General features: G+C 41.8%; 15 protein-coding genes. 2 read left to right on the top strand and 13 right to left on the bottom strand.

The window, feature by feature from the left end:
• Positions 1–106 precede the first annotated feature (106 nt).
• From BXY41_RS07230 to BXY41_RS07215, 4 genes are all read right to left on the bottom strand, one after another.
• Positions 107–2,197 carry a glycoside hydrolase family 3 C-terminal domain-containing protein gene (locus BXY41_RS07230; RefSeq protein WP_104436147.1) on the bottom strand — a complete coding sequence of 697 codons (2,091 nt, stop codon included), beginning with the start codon at positions 2,195–2,197 and terminating at the stop codon, positions 107–109.
• 27 nt (positions 2,198–2,224) lie between these two features.
• On the bottom strand, positions 2,225–3,079 hold the full coding sequence (locus BXY41_RS07225; RefSeq protein ID WP_104436146.1) for a carbohydrate ABC transporter permease: 855 nt from the start codon (positions 3,077–3,079) through the stop codon (positions 2,225–2,227).
• 13 nt (positions 3,080–3,092) lie between these two features.
• Positions 3,093–3,980 carry a carbohydrate ABC transporter permease gene (locus BXY41_RS07220; RefSeq protein WP_104436145.1) on the bottom strand — a complete coding sequence of 296 codons (888 nt, stop codon included), beginning with the start codon at positions 3,978–3,980 and terminating at the stop codon, positions 3,093–3,095.
• 73 nt (positions 3,981–4,053) lie between these two features.
• Positions 4,054–5,415: an ABC transporter substrate-binding protein gene (locus BXY41_RS07215; RefSeq protein WP_104436144.1), complete on the bottom strand. Its 1,362-nt coding sequence runs from the start codon at positions 5,413–5,415 to the stop codon at positions 4,054–4,056.
• A 327-nt stretch (positions 5,416–5,742) separates the two neighbouring features.
• Here BXY41_RS07215 and BXY41_RS07210 point away from each other — a divergent pair, with 327 nt between their 5' ends.
• A complete protein-coding gene (locus BXY41_RS07210; RefSeq protein WP_104436143.1) occupies positions 5,743–6,603 on the top strand; it encodes a helix-turn-helix transcriptional regulator in 861 nt (286 codons plus the stop codon).
• Here the strand turns inward: BXY41_RS07210 and BXY41_RS07205 are convergent.
• The 6 genes from BXY41_RS07205 to pduL all read right to left on the bottom strand — a co-directional run bounded on the left by BXY41_RS07205 (position 6,600) and on the right by pduL (position 12,449).
• Complete coding sequence (locus tag BXY41_RS07205; protein WP_104436142.1) at positions 6,600–8,126, bottom strand: glycoside hydrolase family 43 protein; 1,527 nt, start codon at positions 8,124–8,126, stop codon at positions 6,600–6,602. The genes BXY41_RS07210 and BXY41_RS07205 overlap by 4 nt on opposite strands.
• A 9-nt stretch (positions 8,127–8,135) precedes the next feature.
• Positions 8,136–9,647: a sialate O-acetylesterase gene (locus tag BXY41_RS07200; protein ID WP_170072251.1), complete on the bottom strand. Its 1,512-nt coding sequence runs from the start codon at positions 9,645–9,647 to the stop codon at positions 8,136–8,138.
• 191 nt (positions 9,648–9,838) lie between these two features.
• Positions 9,839–10,021, bottom strand: coding sequence for a 50S ribosomal protein L32 (gene rpmF / locus BXY41_RS07195; RefSeq protein WP_097006282.1), 183 nt, complete (start codon positions 10,019–10,021; stop codon positions 9,839–9,841).
• A gap of 2 nt (positions 10,022–10,023) precedes the next feature.
• Positions 10,024–10,551 (bottom strand): YceD family protein, encoded by a 528-nt coding sequence (locus BXY41_RS07190; protein ID WP_104436140.1) that lies wholly within the window; start codon positions 10,549–10,551, stop codon positions 10,024–10,026.
• Positions 10,552–10,665: 114 nt separating this feature from the next.
• Positions 10,666–11,859 (bottom strand): acetate/propionate family kinase, encoded by a 1,194-nt coding sequence (locus BXY41_RS07185; protein ID WP_104436139.1) that lies wholly within the window; start codon positions 11,857–11,859, stop codon positions 10,666–10,668.
• Between the two features lie 20 nt (positions 11,860–11,879).
• The gene (pduL, locus tag BXY41_RS07180) at positions 11,880–12,449 is read right to left on the bottom strand and encodes a phosphate propanoyltransferase (RefSeq protein ID WP_104436138.1); all 570 of its coding nucleotides are present in this window, start codon (positions 12,447–12,449) and stop codon (positions 11,880–11,882) included.
• A 162-nt stretch (positions 12,450–12,611) separates the two neighbouring features.
• Between pduL and BXY41_RS07175 the strand changes: the two genes are divergently transcribed.
• The gene (locus BXY41_RS07175) at positions 12,612–13,877 is read left to right on the top strand and encodes a nucleotidyltransferase (protein WP_104436137.1); all 1,266 of its coding nucleotides are present in this window, start codon (positions 12,612–12,614) and stop codon (positions 13,875–13,877) included.
• Here BXY41_RS07175 and BXY41_RS07170 read toward each other — a convergent pair.
• The 3 genes from BXY41_RS07170 to BXY41_RS07160 all read right to left on the bottom strand — a co-directional run bounded on the left by BXY41_RS07170 (position 13,872) and on the right by BXY41_RS07160 (position 16,001).
• Entirely contained in the window at positions 13,872–14,378 is a 507-nt protein-coding gene (locus tag BXY41_RS07170; RefSeq protein ID WP_104436136.1) for an NUDIX hydrolase, read from the bottom strand. The two genes, BXY41_RS07175 and BXY41_RS07170, sit on opposite strands and share 6 nt — an antisense overlap.
• A gap of 36 nt (positions 14,379–14,414) precedes the next feature.
• The gene (locus tag BXY41_RS07165; protein ID WP_104436135.1) at positions 14,415–14,759 is read right to left on the bottom strand and encodes a phenylpyruvate tautomerase MIF-related protein; all 345 of its coding nucleotides are present in this window, start codon (positions 14,757–14,759) and stop codon (positions 14,415–14,417) included.
• Between the two features lie 75 nt (positions 14,760–14,834).
• The gene (locus BXY41_RS07160) at positions 14,835–16,001 is read right to left on the bottom strand and encodes a class I SAM-dependent methyltransferase (RefSeq protein ID WP_104436134.1); all 1,167 of its coding nucleotides are present in this window, start codon (positions 15,999–16,001) and stop codon (positions 14,835–14,837) included.
• Between the last annotated feature and the right edge of the window lies 1 nt (position 16,002).

The following is a 16,002-nucleotide window of genomic DNA, read 5'->3' as shown; positions in this document are numbered from 1 at the left end:
TAAAAACCTTATAAAGTAAAGGCTTTCTATAAAATTCAAACAATAAAGCTAAAACACAAATACGGACTATCAAAAGAAGCGGATAGTCCGTATTTGCCCGTGGAATCTAGATCTCTGCCGTCAACTTCACCGGCTTACATCCCATAAGCTGTATGCTTGTTTCATCTGGTTGGCTAAAGCCTGCATATAATTCGACGTGGTTTCCGTCTTTGATATACTCCCCATTTTCATTTACAACCATAAAAGCCCGCTGATCCAACTTTATTTTTACACTCTTTTTCTCCCCGCAATTCAGTGCCACCCTTTTAAAACCGCAAAGTCTTGGATGCAGGGGGGCAAATTCTGAATCCATAACTTTTACATAAACCTGAATAACCTCTTCAACCGCTCTGTCTCCGATATTCTCAACGACAGCCTCAATCTCCATCTCGTCCATGGCTAAATAAGCATCACACATTTTGGCCTGGCCATAAGTCAAACCAAACCCAAAAGGATACTGTGGCTTACTTTCCAAATAACGGTAGGTTCTGTTCTTCATGGAATAATCCGTAAAATCAGGCAGATCACATTCCGGATCATAAAACGTTACACATAATTTTCCTGATGGAGAATAAAGACCGAATAAAAGCTCTGTAAATGCCTTTCCTCCTCTTGCTCCCGGATACCATGCCTGTATAATAGCGTCATAATTCTCTTTTGCAATGCTTAAATCAATATCACTGCCTGCCATCATACACAGCACAACCGGAGTACCGGTATGAGACAATGCCTCCATTAATTTTCTCTGAGACTCAGGAAGCAGCAATGACTCCTTATCTCCAGAAGCATACTGATTGCCCTGATCGCCTTCTTCGCCTTCCAGGAGTTCATTGAGTCCCAGACAGAGAACAACCACATCGCTATGCTCAGCTACAATCACAGCCTCTGAGATGCGGTCATGATCAAATGCCAGAGCTTCCGTCTTAGGACGGCTGATATTGCAGCCATCTGAATAGAGAACCCTGATATCATCTTTCGCAAACGCTTTTATCCCTTCCAGAATTGTAATGTATTCTGAGGAAGTACCATGATAATTACCAATAAGAGCAGCCCTGCTGTTTGCGTTAGGTCCAATCACTCCGATTGTTTTAACCGCTTCTTTATCCAGAGGAAGAATCCCGTTATTTTTTAACAGAACCATACTTTCCCTGGCAGCTCGTTCTGAAAGTTCCAGATGCTTCTTACACTCCACTTTCTCATAAGGAATGGAATCAAATTCATTGTCATCAAACAATCCCAGCAAATATCTGGTTGTGAACAGTCTTGTACAGGATTCTGTTATCGCTTCCTCAGTTACCAGCCCATGTTGGTAGGCGTTTAATATATGAAGATAGGTATTGCCGCAGTTTAAATCACAGCCAGCATTTAATGCCATTGCTGCAGATGTTTTTGCATCAGGACTGATTAAATGGCGTTCATGAAAATCACGGATTGCCCAGCAGTCAGAAACGTAATGTCCCTCAAATCCCCATTCCCCTCTTAAAATATCCTGCATCAGGGTTTTGCTGGCACAACAGGGTTCTCCATTGGTCCGGTTATAAGCTCCCATAACCGCTTCCGATTTTCCTTCTTTTACTGCAGCTTCAAATGCAGGCAGATAAGTTTCTCTTAAATCCTTCGGGGAAACTTCTGCATTAAATTCATGACGCAGAGCTTCCGGACCTGAATGAACAGCAAAATGTTTCACACAGGCAGCTGCCTTCATGGTCTCACTCTCACCCTGAAGTCCTTTTATATAGGAAACACCCAGCCTGCTGCTTAAATAAGGATCTTCCCCGTAGGTTTCCTGTCCTCTGCCCCATCTGGGGTCCCGGAATATATTTACGTTTGGGGACCAGAATGTCAGTCCTTTATAGATATCCCTGTCATCCTGTTTTGTAAATGCATTGTATTTGGCTCTTCCTTCTTCTGCTATGACCTCTGCAATTTCATGCACCAGTTCTTCATCAAAAGCAGCTGCTAAACCAATGGCCTGAGGAAAGCTGGTTGCTGTCCCGGCTCTTGCCACACCATGAAGCGCTTCATTCCACCAGTTATAAGCTGGTATATTAAGTCTGCGTATAGGCGGCGCATCATATCGCAACTGGCTTGCCTTCTCTTCTAATGTCATGTTTGCTACTAACTGTTCCGCTCTTTTTCGCGCTTCTTTCCGATTCACTTGTCTTTCCTCCTGAAAAATGATGTCTTATCCCTTTACTGCTCCTGTGGTAAGTCCGTCTACAATCTGGTTGCTGAAAATGCTGTAAACGATAACTGTGGGTGCAATTGCTATGATAATTGCCGCAAACATCTGTACATAGTTTGTAGCATAGGGACCTACGAAATAAGTCAGAGTAACGGGAAGTGTTTTTTTAGCTACGTCAGATATAAATACCATCGCCAGCAGCAGCTCATTCCAGTTGCCGACAAACGTCATAATACCTGCCACGAACATCCCCACTCTGGAGAGAGGTAATGCAATTCTGATAAAGCAGCCATAAATGGAACAGCCGTCAATACACGCTGCTTCAAAAATCTCTCCTGGCATGCTTTTAAAGAATCCTGTCATTAAAAATATGGTCATTGGAAGAGAAAACGTAATATATGGGATAATCAGTCCAATGAGCTGATTGGTCAGATGCCAGTTGGAAAACCGGACGAAAAGCGGGATCAGAACACAATGTACCGGTATCATCATTCCAATGAGAAAATACTGCATCATGTATTTAAGAAAGCTCAGTCTCATTCTGGCGATGGCAAATGCCGCCATAGCTCCGATCAGTAAACTGATTACCAATGCGGTAGTACACACTATTACAGAGTTTAAAGTTGCCACTCCTAACTGTCCGTTGACCCATGCAAATATGTAGTTGCCCAGCTGCAGAACACTGGGAGGTGAAAATGGTGAAGTCAGTACTTCCCTGTTGGATTTCAGAGAAACGCTGAGCATCCAGACCAGCGGAAGTAAATAAACAAGAGCAAGGGCAATCAGCAATGCATATAAAAGCACACCGGTTACAGTGATCTTTTTCTTTTTTTTCTGGTTATCTTCTATTCTCATTATTTTCCTCCCTCTAAGACTCGTACGTTTCAACTTTTATGCATTTACTGATGAGGAATGTGGTAAAAAGGCATAAAATGAGTAATATCATAGAAATCGCACTTGCATAACCGTATTTATAATACTTGAATCCCTGGGTATATAAATGGGTTGCCAGCACATCCGTACGATGGTTTGGTCCTCCCTGAGTCATATTATAAATCAGGTCAAAAAATTTAAGAGAACCAATGCAGTTCAAAGAAAGAGTGGTAATCAGCATAGGCTTGATTAACGGTAAGGTTATAAAACGAAACGACTGTCCTTTGGAGGCCCCGTCAATATAGGAAGCTTCATAGATATCTCTGGATATCCCACTGATCTGAGCCATATAAAGCATCATATTCTGACCGACGTACTGCCATAAAGCAACACAACCGATCACCCACATAGGAAGAGGGATAAATCCTTTGGTGTCAAAAAGCCAGTTGGGTCCCTGGATACCAAATGAACCCAAAAGATTATTAATACCTATTTTAGGATTAAAAAGAAACGCCCATAAAAGTCCAAGCGCAGCTGATGAAAGTACACAGGGAAGGTAGTAAATATTTTTAAATAAGTTCCTGCCTGCCTTAATATTGGTCAGTAGAACCGCCAGGAATAAACCGGTGATCTGCTGAGTCACACCAGAGAAGAGCATAAAAAATATGGAGTTTTTCAAAGCGATTTTCATGGTCTCATCACTGGTGAATAAATCAATATAATTTTTTAATCCGACAAAATCCGGTTTCGTCAGTCCCGTATAATTACACAGGGAATAGTAGATAACCTGGATAATCGGAACAAATAAAATCAGAGTAAATAAAAGGAATGCCGGCGCAATAAATATAAAAGCCGCTTTTCTATCCTCCAATAGCCTGTTCATATGGCTGCCTCTCTTTCTATAATGAGGGTATGCAAAGGCGTTTATGCTTCGCATACCCTCATCATTCTGTCAATTATTTTTTCCAGACGTTTTTATTATAGAAATCCTGTACTTTCTGAAGTGCCTGCTGTGGTTCTGCATTACCGAGGAATACATCTACCATGGCTGCATCAAAGGTATCTCCTGCTTCTACGCTTGCCAGTGATTCATTATAAAATCCTAATGTACCGGTTACGTTCTTTAAGATATCGTTGATATAAGCAAACTGCTTTGGAGCTTTGTCATAGTCAATTGACACTTTGGTAACCGGAATCTTGCCAGCTACTTCAGCCGTATATTTCTGAGCAGTGTCATCGGTGAACATCTTCATAAGTGCAAGGGCTGCTTCTTTATGCTTTGTGGTTGAACTCATAACGAGATTATCTGTTTTTACGATCATACGGTTTGGATCTGAGCCACCCTCAATAGCCGGGAACTGGAATACGCCGCATTTGTCTTCAAATTCCGGATTATTTCCGTTGATCTGAGCAATTGCCCAGGAACCCTGTACCAGCATGGCTGCGTCTCCATTGTAGAAGTTTGCAGTTGCCTGATCATTGGAATCTCCAGCTGCAGTGTCCTGGAAATACTGGGAAAGTTCTTTTAACTTGGTTGCTGCATCAACAAATGTTTTACTGGTCCATTCAATCTTTCCTGCATTTACATCAACCAGATTATCCGGTCCGCCTTCACGGTCACAGAGATAACCGGCTATCATGGAAAGACACCATGCAGTACCTGCAGAACAGGAAATTGGTGTATAACCAGCTTCTTTGATTTTTTTACATGCTGCAAGCAGTTCATCATAGGTCTTTGGCACCTCAACTCCTGCCTTTTTAAAGATGTCTGTATTATAGAATACGCAGGCAGCTGCAAAGTTAGTAGGAATTGCCATTATCTTTCCGTCATATGTAATACGCTCAAAGATACCATCTGTAAAATTACCATACCACTGTGACTCCTGGTTTTTCAAAATATCGGTCAAATCTGCTGCTGCACCAGATTCCACATATTGAGTTAAATTAGGCCCTGGATTACAGATAAATACATCGGGTGTATTGCCTGAAGTAACCAAAGCATTTAATTTTGTCGGGTATTCCTCCAGATTGGTAGTGACAACATTACAGTAATATTTCCCCTTATACTGTTCATTAAACCGGTCTATAACCTGCTTGTACCCCTTGCTGACTAAATCTTCGGTGGCATTTAAATCATCCCAGAACATCCATGTAATCTGCTCTTCTTTCCCCGTTGCAGTAACAGATCCGGAAGTAGTCTCTGTGGTGGCGCCTGATGATCCTGCACCTCCGCCAGTATCTGTAGATACTGAACATCCAGAAAGTGACCCCAATACAAGTGCAGCTGCCAAAAAACCCGAAACAAATCTCTTTACCATACCTTTCCTCCTTAACAATCTTCACATTATTTGAAGCAATTATGATATGTATTAACTGTATCAGAATTTTCTCGGTTTTTCTTTATAATTATTGCCTGTCTATTATCAAATATTGCTATTTGTAAATTTTGTACATACTTTTGTTTTAAACGTAATATACATAATACACTTTTTAAATCATGGTTTATTTGTGTTATTTAACTACCAAAAATTAAAATATGCCTTTTTTACTATTTTATGTTGATATTTATTGGAGTATATTTTATAATTTTTACAAACAACAAAAGCAATTATTCATTATCATTAATATTATGGGGAGGTTTTACTTTGATTGAAAATCTGAAAGGTACTCATGAGACTGTAAATTATAAAGAATATACCAATATCCGCCTGTATGACAACACCCAGGCGGAAGACTATCCTTCTCACTGGCATACTCCCCTTGAAATCATTATGCCTCTTACCGGCAAATACACCATCGTTTTAAGCACTCACACCATTGAATTAAAACCAGGCGATATTATTTTGATCTGTCCGGGAGTCATTCACGCCTTAAAAGCGCCGAAATCAGGACGGCGGATTATTTTTCAGGCTGAACTTCCCATGTTTCATGAAATCAAAGAGCTGGAATCCATACTTACGCTTTTAAATCCTACGTTCCTTGTTACGCCGGAACTTTATCCATCTATCCATGACCAGCTCCATCAGTATATGCTGGAAATTTTTGAAGAATACAGGAAAGACATGCCTCTCACAGAAACAAAGATCTACTCAAGGCTTCTGGAAATGTTTGCTCTGATTGGGCGCAACCACACCCAGCAGGTCAGTTCTCTGGATATAGGCAACATTCAGCAGAAAAAATATGCAGAGAAATTCATTTACATCTGCAATTATATCAGCAGCCATTGCACAGAAGAATTAACCTTAGAGGAAGTTGCATCTCTCCTTGGATTCAGCAAATATCATTTTTCCAGGCTGTTCAAACAATTTGCTAATATTTCATTTTATAAATATGTCAATAAAAAGCGGATAGCTGTTGCCGAAACCCTGCTCATTAACCCTCAGCTTTCTGTTACTGAAGTGGCATTGCGCTCCGGCTTTTCCAGCCCCTCCGCCTTTATACGTATGTTTAAGATCATTAAATCCTGTACACCTACAGAATTTCGCCAGATGTATATCCAGGATTAATCAAAAAAGCGGACATGAAGCGGTCCAAAGACTGCAAAACGGTCAGAAGCCTCATGTACGGCAGAAGCATATACCCCTACAGTACAGCCGGTGAATCCACCGGCTTTTTGTGAGCAGAGATCACCTATATGGAAGGGCTGCCCTGTGGTGCGATTATCAATCTCAACAGACAGTGCCTGGTCATGCCCCAACAGCTTAATTTCATGAATTTTGCCGGTGACTTCTATTCTGCTTTTCTCTTCCCAGTCCTCTCCTTTTCGAATGGTTGTTACCGCTTCCAGCTGTCCATCTCTTTCACAAATGACAACTTTTACATAATGGGTTTCATTGTAAAAATAGACAAGTCCTGCTTCCTCCGCCCCTTTCGGCTCGGACTCGATCAATACCCGGATATGGAAAGTTCTGGATAAAAGCCGGGTCCCTACATAGGCAGGAACGGACAAATCTTCTATGGTTTCAGGAAGATAAGGAAGTTGCAGACTGCCATCCCCGGTGATTTTTATAGGCAGCCGGGAAGGGTGATCTCTTAAACCAATTAAGCGCGTGTCAAGGGGATCTGTCCACTGAATATCGGGCTCAGACGGTAAGACCTCCTGCTCTTTCTCCAAAGTGGAAAACTCCAGGCACTCAGGAACTTTACCCAGACCGGGACTCACTACCGGCCAGCCATCTTCCCATATAACCTCTGCAAGAAATGTCTCTCTGCCTAATTCAGCACAGCCATTGAAAGGTCTTGTACCAAGCATCACCATAAACCATTCATTACAAGGAGTCTCAATCAGATCTCCATGCCCGATACACTGCACCGGATAATTATGTCCCAGGTGTCGGTGGGTTAAAATGGGATTATTGGGGCATGCTTCATAGGGGCCAAAAAGACTTTGGCTCCGGGCAACGGTTACACTGTGATTAAACTCCGTCCCTCCCTCTGCAAGAAGAAGATAATACATGCCGCGAATTTTGTACAGATGAGGTCCTTCCGCCCATATCGTACGTTTCATGCTTCCATCAAATAATACAACTGGTTGTTTCACCAGCTTCTTCTCTTTTATGTCAAGCTCCTGAATCCATATCTCACAATCCCCGTAATAAGCCGGATGTTCCTTTGTACGCTGTCCGATATAATAGCAGGTATCTTCTTCGAAATACAGACTTGGATCAATTCCTGGCGCATTCTCAAGAAAAACCGGGTCTGACCATGGGCCTTTTGGATCTGTGGCAGTCACATAGAAATTCCCGCCTGCAGATACATTGGTGGCAATTACATAAAATAATCCATTGTGGTACCTGATTGTGGGCGCATAAATACCTTGGGAAACTCTGGCTCCGGTAAGCTGAAGCTGTTCTTTCCGTTCCAGAACTTGTCCGATTAAAGTCCAGTTCTTTAAATCACGGCTTTTGAATACAGGGATACCAGGTGCATATGCAAAGGTAGAATGAACCATGTAGTAATCATCAGAAACTCTGCATATGGATGGATCAGGATAAAAGCCTTTTTGTATTGGATTGATTATTTTTACCATGGCAGCCTCCTAAATAACCACAGCGGAAAATGGCCTTACAGGAAGATCTGCCTCGTTAAACAGATTAACTTCACAGTATCCCTCTTTTGCAAACCTGATTTCAACCGGTTCTTCTGTCAGCGTTTCAAAATTCAGCAACAAACCCTGATCCAATTGAAAATCCTTTACTCCAATTAAATTACCGCCCTGTTCTACATACAGGCTATTAATAACGTTCCCGTTTACGTGTAATTTTGATCCGGTATGGGAAAAATGCAGACGAATCTGGTTTCCTTCCCGCTCTCCTCCTGTAAATTCCGGAGATTCACATAAGATGTCTTCCCCGTAGATCAATCCTCTTGCCAGAAGTGCCAGACGTTCCCCTACTTCCTTCTTTCTTTTCGGGTGGATATCCTCATACATTCCCAGATCCATAATAGAGATCATACCTGTACCGGGTACGTTTTTTAATACCCGTTCCTGACTCTCCCTTACAACCGGATAATCCTCTCCTCCGATTCCAAGCCATTTACCAAACGGCGCCAGCTGAACATAGAGAAATGGCAGTTCATCCTGCCACAAGTCTCTCCAGCAGCGGATTAGAGAAGCAAAGGTTTTATCATATATCTCCCCATGGCCTGCATCTGATTCTCCCTGATACCATAAAACTCCCTTCACAGAAAAGGGTGCAAGCTTTTTCAGCATCATTTCATACAATCCGGAAGGCCGGTAGTGATGATAAGGCCCCATAGGAAGAACCGGTGCATTCGCAGTTTCATCCATCCAGCGCTCCTGATCCTGCTGGTTCATGCCGTACATCATTGCTCTCCAGGCAACCTGATGAAGGTAGGAATCTTCATACTCCCAGGCCTCAAGGCTGAGCCGTCTCATTTCATCCTCATCAACAGCCCCTGCAGCATCCTCATATTCTTTTATAAATACAGACAGAGGCGGATCATTTAAATACGAAGCTTCCATCCATGCACAGGCCGGAGTTCCGCCCCAGTTACAGCCTATAATACCAACTGGAACACCAATCACCGGCTGAATGGATCTGGCAAAACAATAGCCTGGAGCAGAGAAACTCTCCCACTGATATTCCTGTTCTTTAAACCAGCTGCCGCATTCAGGAAGATCTCTGTTTTGGCCGTTAAAAGCAATCCTTTTGCAGTTAAACATGCGGATCATATCGTTTTGCTCCCACTGCTTTATCTCATTCCAGTGGGCATCGTATCTTAAAAAATATTCCATGTTGGACTGACCGGCTGCTATGTAGACATCACCAATGCAGACATCCTTCAGAACCACATCAGGTTCTTCTTTTTCACCAGCGAAAATCTCTAATTTTTGCCCATATGCCGCTTCCTTTGCCGCTAATTCGCAATAAAACTTCCCTTCTTTTATATCTGCAGAAATGCTGTCACCGCAGAAGGTGATTCTCAGCTTGTCCGTCCCCTCAGCCTCTCCCCATATTTTAATCGTCTTATTCCGCTGAATGATCATTCCGTTCTGAAATATTTCCGGTAATTTTATCTGTGCCATATTATACCCCCATAAGCTGGTCATTTTTCTTTCAGTATAGCATAGAACCGGATGATTAAAAACAAAATACTTGCGTCCTTATTATCAATATTAGCTGTATAGCTCACCTTTTCCCCACAACAAGAAAAGACAAGGACCTGAATAATCAGATTCCTTGCCTTTTTATGTTTTGAGCTATTTCCATACTGAAATTATTCAGCAACAGAAATGATTTCTTTCTTGTTATAAGAACCGCAAGCTTTGCATACTCTGTGTGGCATCATAAGCTCACCGCACTTGCTGCATTTCACTAAGTTCGGAGCGCTCATCTTCCAGTTTGCTCTACGTTTGTCTCTTCTAGCTTTAGAAGATTTATTCTTTGGACAGATAGACATGGTTACACCTCCTTAAACTGTTTAAAAATATCCTGGATGACTGCCATTCTCGGGTCAAGCGACCTAACATCGCAGTCACAAGTCTCATGATTGAGATTTGTTCCACATCTATTACAAATTCCCTTACAGTCTTCACTGCAGAGAACCTTCATAGGCAGATTCAGTATGAGTTCATCACAAACCAACTGGTCTACATCCAGACAATAACCAATTACATATGGCTGTTCTTCGAGATCCTCTTCACTCTCATCTCTGGTTTCACTTAAATCAACCATTCGAATGACATCAAAACTCAGCTCATTGGGGACAGGCTCCAGACAACGATCACAGGGAATCAGTAAAGTGAGTTCCACTTTTCCTTCCAGCTCCAGTTTCTTTCCACCCAGATTCATGATCCGCAGCACTACCGGTTTGGCATCTGCTATCTCATAATCTCCGTAGGGTCCATGATAAGTCTTCATCTCTATATCAAGTGTGTAGGTTTTCTCTTTCCCTTCCAGGGTAAACAACTCGGTTAAATTAATAAGCATATTATAGTCTCCTAATACGCACCTATGTAATTATACATAGGGGCGCACTATTTGTCAACAAAATATTTCCATATTTCACATTATAAAAACTATAATGTGCTAATATTTAAGGAATTATACCAAAGCTTTTGTCTCTCTTGCAATTGCAAGCTCTTCATTTGTAGGAATTACACATACTTTTACCTTGGAATCAGGTGTGGAAATAATCATGCGTTCGCCTCTGTGGCTGTTAGCTTCTGCATCAATTTCTACGCCAAGGTAGGATAAATAAGAACAGATTCCTGCACGGATCGGCTTGTCATTCTCGCCTACACCTGCTGTAAATACGATGGCATCTACTCCGTTCATAGCTGCAGTATAAGCGCCGATGTATTTTGCAACACGATAGATATATGCATTAATTGCTGTATCAGCCAGGTGATTTCCCTCAGCCTGTGCTTTCTGAACATCACGGAAATCGCTGGAGACTCCGCCGGACATACCAAGAATACCGGATTTTTTATTTAAGATATCCAGCACTTCGTTGACTGTCTTTCCTTCTTTGTTGCAGATAAACTGAATCACAGCCGGATCAATATCACCACTTCTGGTTCCCATAATAAGACCCTCAAGAGGAGTAAGACCCATACTTGTATCCACGCACTTGCCTCCGATGGAAGCAGAGATGCTTGCGCCGTTTCCTAAATGGCAGACAATAACCTTACCATTGTTGGAATCCAGATCACAAAAGCCCAGTGCTTCTTTGGAAACAAAGCTGTGGCTTGTTCCATGGAAGCCGTAACGGCGAATGCTGTATTTTTCATAATATTCCATAGGAATTGCGTAAAGAGAAGCCTTCTCCGGCATACCCATACCAAATGCAGTATCAAAAACAGCTACGTTTGGTGTTCCTGGCATAGCTGCTTCACATGCCTCAATACCCATTAAGTTTGCAGGGTTATGCAGAGGTCCTAAATCGAAACAGTCACGGATCACTTTTTTAACATCTTCATTTACAACGATGGAATCACTGTAAATAGTACCGGCATGGAGAACACGGTGTCCTACTGCAGAAATTTCACTGGTATCTTTGATTACTCCATGCTCAGGATTAACCAGGGCATCCATAACCAGCTTGATTGCTACAGTGTGGTTAGGCATCTCTTCTTCTAATTCAAATTTGCCTTTTCCTTCTGCTTTGTGAGTCAGTTTGGATCCGTTAATACCAATTCTTTCGCATAAACCTATTGCTAAAACTCCCTCATTTTCCATATCAATTAACTGATACTTTAAGGAAGAGCTTCCGCAGTTGATAACTAAAATTTTCATAAAACTAAATTCTCCTTCAATTATTTTACAATTTCGCCGTACTGTTCTCTGCCGCAGCCTGCTGCGTTAGATTCATCCGTATCAATGTGCATAGCCAGAGCATAGGACTCGCTTACACGTACAACTACATCTCCGAAAACAAGACTTCTGCCATTGGTATCAATTTTCACAGAAACGATTTCGCCGTTTTCAACTCCCAGATTTTGTGCATCTGCAGGCGTTGCATGAATATGACGCTTTGCTGCAATTACACCTTCTGTGATATCAATCTCACCTGCCGGTCCGACAATCTTACATGGTCCGCTGCCTGCAATATCTCCGGATTCTCTTACTGGTGCGGCGATTCCTGCAGAACGGGCATCTGTCAGAGAAAGTTCCACCTGAGTAGATTTTCTGACTGGTCCCAAAATGGAAACTCCTTTGAACTCACCTTTTGATCCCACAACAGTAACTCTCTCCTCGCAAGCAAACTGACCTGGCTGGGATAATTCTTTCTTCTTGGTTAATTCATATCCCTGTCCAAATAAAATCTCAAGATGTTCCTGAGATAAATGTACATGACGAGCTGATGTTTCAACGATAAAATTCATACTTATCTATTCTCCTGTTCTAATTGATCAATGCTTCTTCTTGATTCTCACTCTATTCTATGAGCATTCCTGAAAATTTTCAAGTGTTGTGGCAAAATAATTTGCATTTTTTGCGAAACAATAGCATAATATAGGTTGAAAAAAAGAAAAAGGACGTTTTTTATGATAAAAGAGAAAAATTTGCATGCTGTAGGTATTATCGCTGAATACAACCCCTTTCACAACGGCCACGCCTATCATATCAGAAAAGCGAAAGAACTGTCAAATGCAGAATATGCTGTGGTAGTCATGAGTGGAGATTTTGTACAGCGGGGAGCTCCTGCTATCTATGATAAGTATACAAGGACTGCCATGGCACTTTCCTGTGGAGCCGATCTGGTTTTGGAAATTCCATCTGTTTTTGCTTCCGGAAGCGCAGAAGACTTTGCATCCTCCTCTGTGGCATTGCTGAACGGTCTGGGGGCAGTTGATACTGTGTGTTTTGGCAGTGAAAGCGGGGATATGGAAAAACTTTCCGCTATTGCTACTATTCTCGCCAACGAACCTGCTGTTTATTCAGATGAGTTGCGTAAAGAACTGAAAAAGGGGGCTACTTTTCCAGAAGCAAGGAACACCGCTCTTGTCACCAGCGGAGCTGTAGGAAAAGAAGATGCCTCGATTCTGGCCTCTCCCAACAACATTTTGGGAATTGAATATTTAAAGGCCATCTACCGGCAAAACGCTTCTTTAACACCTTTGACCATAGCAAGAAATGGAAGCGGCTATCACGATCCTCTGCTTATGCCCGATCGTTTCTGCTCTGCAACCGGACTTAGAAAGGCATTAAGGGAATCGGGAGAACATTACAATGAGACGGAGAACACAGTCTTCGATTATGTACCAGATCCGGTAAAATTAAAAATACAGGAAAGCAAACCTCTTTACTGCGACGATTTCAGTCTCCTTTTAAACGCTGCTCTCCTAAGGCTGTCTATGGAAGGAATCCCATTTAATAATTTTTCCGATGTGTCAGATGAACTGGCTGCAAGAATTACAAAGCAGCTTCCTGATTATCATTCATTTGAAGAAAAGATCAACCAGTTAAAAACCAGACAATATACCTATACAAGAGTGAGCCGTGCTTTACTCCACATTCTGCTGGGGACAACCTGCCAGCTGACGGAAGATGCCCGGCGGGCAGGCTATGCTCCTTATGCCAGAATACTGGGATTCAAAAAAGAATCCGTATCCCTGATGGGAGAAATAAAAAAGAGAGGGAGCATCCCTCTCATCGCTAAAACTGCCGGCGCAGAAACCAATTTAACGGGAGCAGCTGCCGCTATGCTCCGGCATGATTTCTATTCTTCTCACATTTATCAGACAGTATTACAAGCTAAATATGGTATAAAAATCAAAAATGAATTTACACAATCCGTCGTCATATTATGACGGCGGATTGATAAATTCTCTGATCCTGTCTTTATATAGAAGAAACCGGGATTTGGGAACTACAATTCCCTGCTTCCACAGATCAAGAAGTTCCTCAAAAGTCACAAACTTTGCATCCACAACTTCCTCTGCCTGTAACTTAAGATCGTCTTTGGTAATATTCTGCCTGTTGATATAAGTATCAACAAACCGTTCCCTTTGCCGGATGCTGTGAATCAGTGTTAAATCCTCTTTTTCTGCATGAATTCCGGCTTCTTCCCAAAGTTCTCTTATAGCCCCTTCCACCGTGGTCTCACCGGCAAGAACCGAACCGCCGGTACACTCCCACATTAATCCGTAAGGCTTATCCGGATGCCGTCTGGTCAGTAGAATCAGATTGCTGTGATTTACGGTCCAGATATCAGCGATCAGATGATATTCCCCTTTTTCCAGCGGAACTCCCCGGACATGAGTCCTTCCTGTTGCCGCTCTGTTTTCATCGAAGATATCCCAAAGCTCCATAAGCCGCTCCCCTGTCTGACGTGTCAACAGTTAAATTTAGAAGTTTGCTCCATTCCAGCCCCAGTGCTCTGCTTCTTCGTATTTAATATAGATCTTATCCTGGGCAATTCCAAGTACTTCTTTAAAAATTCTGGAAATCTCAGCAGTTAAGTGATCCAAATCACGGTCAGAAGCATGCCCGAAAATCTTAACTTCTATAAAAGCAAGCTTCGTATTGTTCTTTCCTTTGAAATAAAGAGAATAGTTATCTTCAAAACCAACCATCAGCCAGCTTTCTGACTTTCCCTGAATCAGACTGATTGCCTGGCCAAGTTTATCCTTTATCAGTTCTTTCTCTTCTTCGGATAACGCAACATTTACTTTTGAATTAATAAAAGGCATGGACTTTCCTCCTTTAATTATTGCTTATATCATAACATATATGACAGCATATTTCACTCATTATTTTATATTAGTTTATTCTTTGTAAAACAAATCATAAAGAGTCAGATTTCCATGAAGAAATTCCAGAATTTCATCAATTTGATTTCGGTTATTTTTCTTTTCTCCCTGCTTAACAGCACGGATTAATATGTTCTTCGGTGTATGCTCCATATCAATAAATTCCAGAATCTGGGTTCGGTATCCCTGGTTTTCCAGTATCTCCGCCCTAAGGGCATCTGTATACAGAGCTGCCATTCGTTCCTTTATCAGACCATACTGAAAAACAGGCGCCATCAGACTGTTCTCTATGTGTTTGTTAAGTTCATGCTGACAGCATGGTACGGATAAAATGACTGATGCCCCCCACGAAACGGCTTTTGCCAGAGCAAAATCAGTGGCTGTATCACAGGCGTGAAGTGTAACCACCATATCCACCTGACTGACGCCTTCGTATGATGCAATATCTCCGTGATAGAATCTGAGTTTTTCGTACCCATAGCTTTCACTTAACCGGTTGCAGTTATCAATCACCGTCTGTTTTAAATCAAGACCAATAATGCGGATGGAGTACCCCTTCTGCACATGAAGATAATAATACATGGCAAATGTTAAATAGGATTTGCCACAGCCGAAATCAATAATCACATTTTCTCTGTCTTTGTGAAGTCTGGGCAGTATATCTTCAATAAATTCAAGAAACCGGTTAATCTGGCGGAATTTGTCATATCTTGATTTTATGATGGTTCCATTTTCCGACATGACTCCCAAATCAACTAAAAATGGTATGGGGGTTCCTTCTTTTAAAATATAATTTTTTTGTCTGTTGTGATCCGTCACTACAGGAAGAGCTGTAATTTTTTGCGGTATACGTTTCAATTTAATACCAGGAACTCCTTTTTTGCTGATCAGAATTCTGACCTGGCCTTTTGCTGATTCCAGTTCCAGCTGCCGAAATGATCCAGCCAGTAAATCTGCTGCATAGTCTGCACATTCCTCTTTTGTCAGGTTTTTATGAAATGCCTGGTTTCCAACCAACTCTTCGGCCTGAAACAGCAATAAATCCTTTTGCTTAAGAGGACGAATTTTCACTTTGGACATTCCCTGTTTCTCAACCGGATTGCTGATAATCATACGAATCAGATATTCATCAAGAAATTCCCTGAGTGCATCCGTCACTTCTCTTTTATCGTTCTGTTCCATG

This window comes from Lacrimispora xylanisolvens, from assembly GCF_002934545.1.
In the GTDB taxonomy this organism is placed as follows: Bacteria; Bacillota; Clostridia; order Lachnospirales; family Lachnospiraceae; genus Lacrimispora; species Lacrimispora xylanisolvens.
This window is presented reverse-complemented; position numbering and strand designations above follow the sequence as displayed.

What these genes read in the sequence shown, in the direction of transcription:
- BXY41_RS07225 (WP_104436146.1), bottom strand. Translation starts at nt 3,079, where the DNA reads ATGAGAATAGAAGATAACCAGAAAAAAAAGAAAAAGATCACTGTAACC.
- BXY41_RS07220 (WP_104436145.1), bottom strand. Translation starts at nt 3,980, where the DNA reads ATGAACAGGCTATTGGAGGATAGAAAAGCGGCTTTTATATTTATTGCG.
- BXY41_RS07215 (WP_104436144.1), bottom strand. Translation starts at nt 5,415, where the DNA reads ATGGTAAAGAGATTTGTTTCGGGTTTTTTGGCAGCTGCACTTGTATTG.
- BXY41_RS07205 (WP_104436142.1), bottom strand. Translation starts at nt 8,126, where the DNA reads ATGGTAAAAATAATCAATCCAATACAAAAAGGCTTTTATCCTGATCCA.
- BXY41_RS07200 (WP_170072251.1), bottom strand. Translation starts at nt 9,647, where the DNA reads ATGGCACAGATAAAATTACCGGAAATATTTCAGAACGGAATGATCATT.
- rpmF (WP_097006282.1), bottom strand. Translation starts at nt 10,021, where the DNA reads ATGTCTATCTGTCCAAAGAATAAATCTTCTAAAGCTAGAAGAGACAAA.
- BXY41_RS07190 (WP_104436140.1), bottom strand. Translation starts at nt 10,551, where the DNA reads ATGCTTATTAATTTAACCGAGTTGTTTACCCTGGAAGGGAAAGAGAAA.
- BXY41_RS07185 (WP_104436139.1), bottom strand. Translation starts at nt 11,859, where the DNA reads ATGAAAATTTTAGTTATCAACTGCGGAAGCTCTTCCTTAAAGTATCAG.
- pduL (WP_104436138.1), bottom strand. Translation starts at nt 12,449, where the DNA reads ATGAATTTTATCGTTGAAACATCAGCTCGTCATGTACATTTATCTCAG.
- BXY41_RS07175 (WP_104436137.1), top strand. Translation starts at nt 12,612, where the DNA reads ATGATAAAAGAGAAAAATTTGCATGCTGTAGGTATTATCGCTGAATAC.
- BXY41_RS07170 (WP_104436136.1), bottom strand. Translation starts at nt 14,378, where the DNA reads ATGGAGCTTTGGGATATCTTCGATGAAAACAGAGCGGCAACAGGAAGG.
- BXY41_RS07165 (WP_104436135.1), bottom strand. Translation starts at nt 14,759, where the DNA reads ATGCCTTTTATTAATTCAAAAGTAAATGTTGCGTTATCCGAAGAAGAG.
- BXY41_RS07160 (WP_104436134.1), bottom strand. Translation starts at nt 16,001, where the DNA reads ATGGAACAGAACGATAAAAGAGAAGTGACGGATGCACTCAGGGAATTT.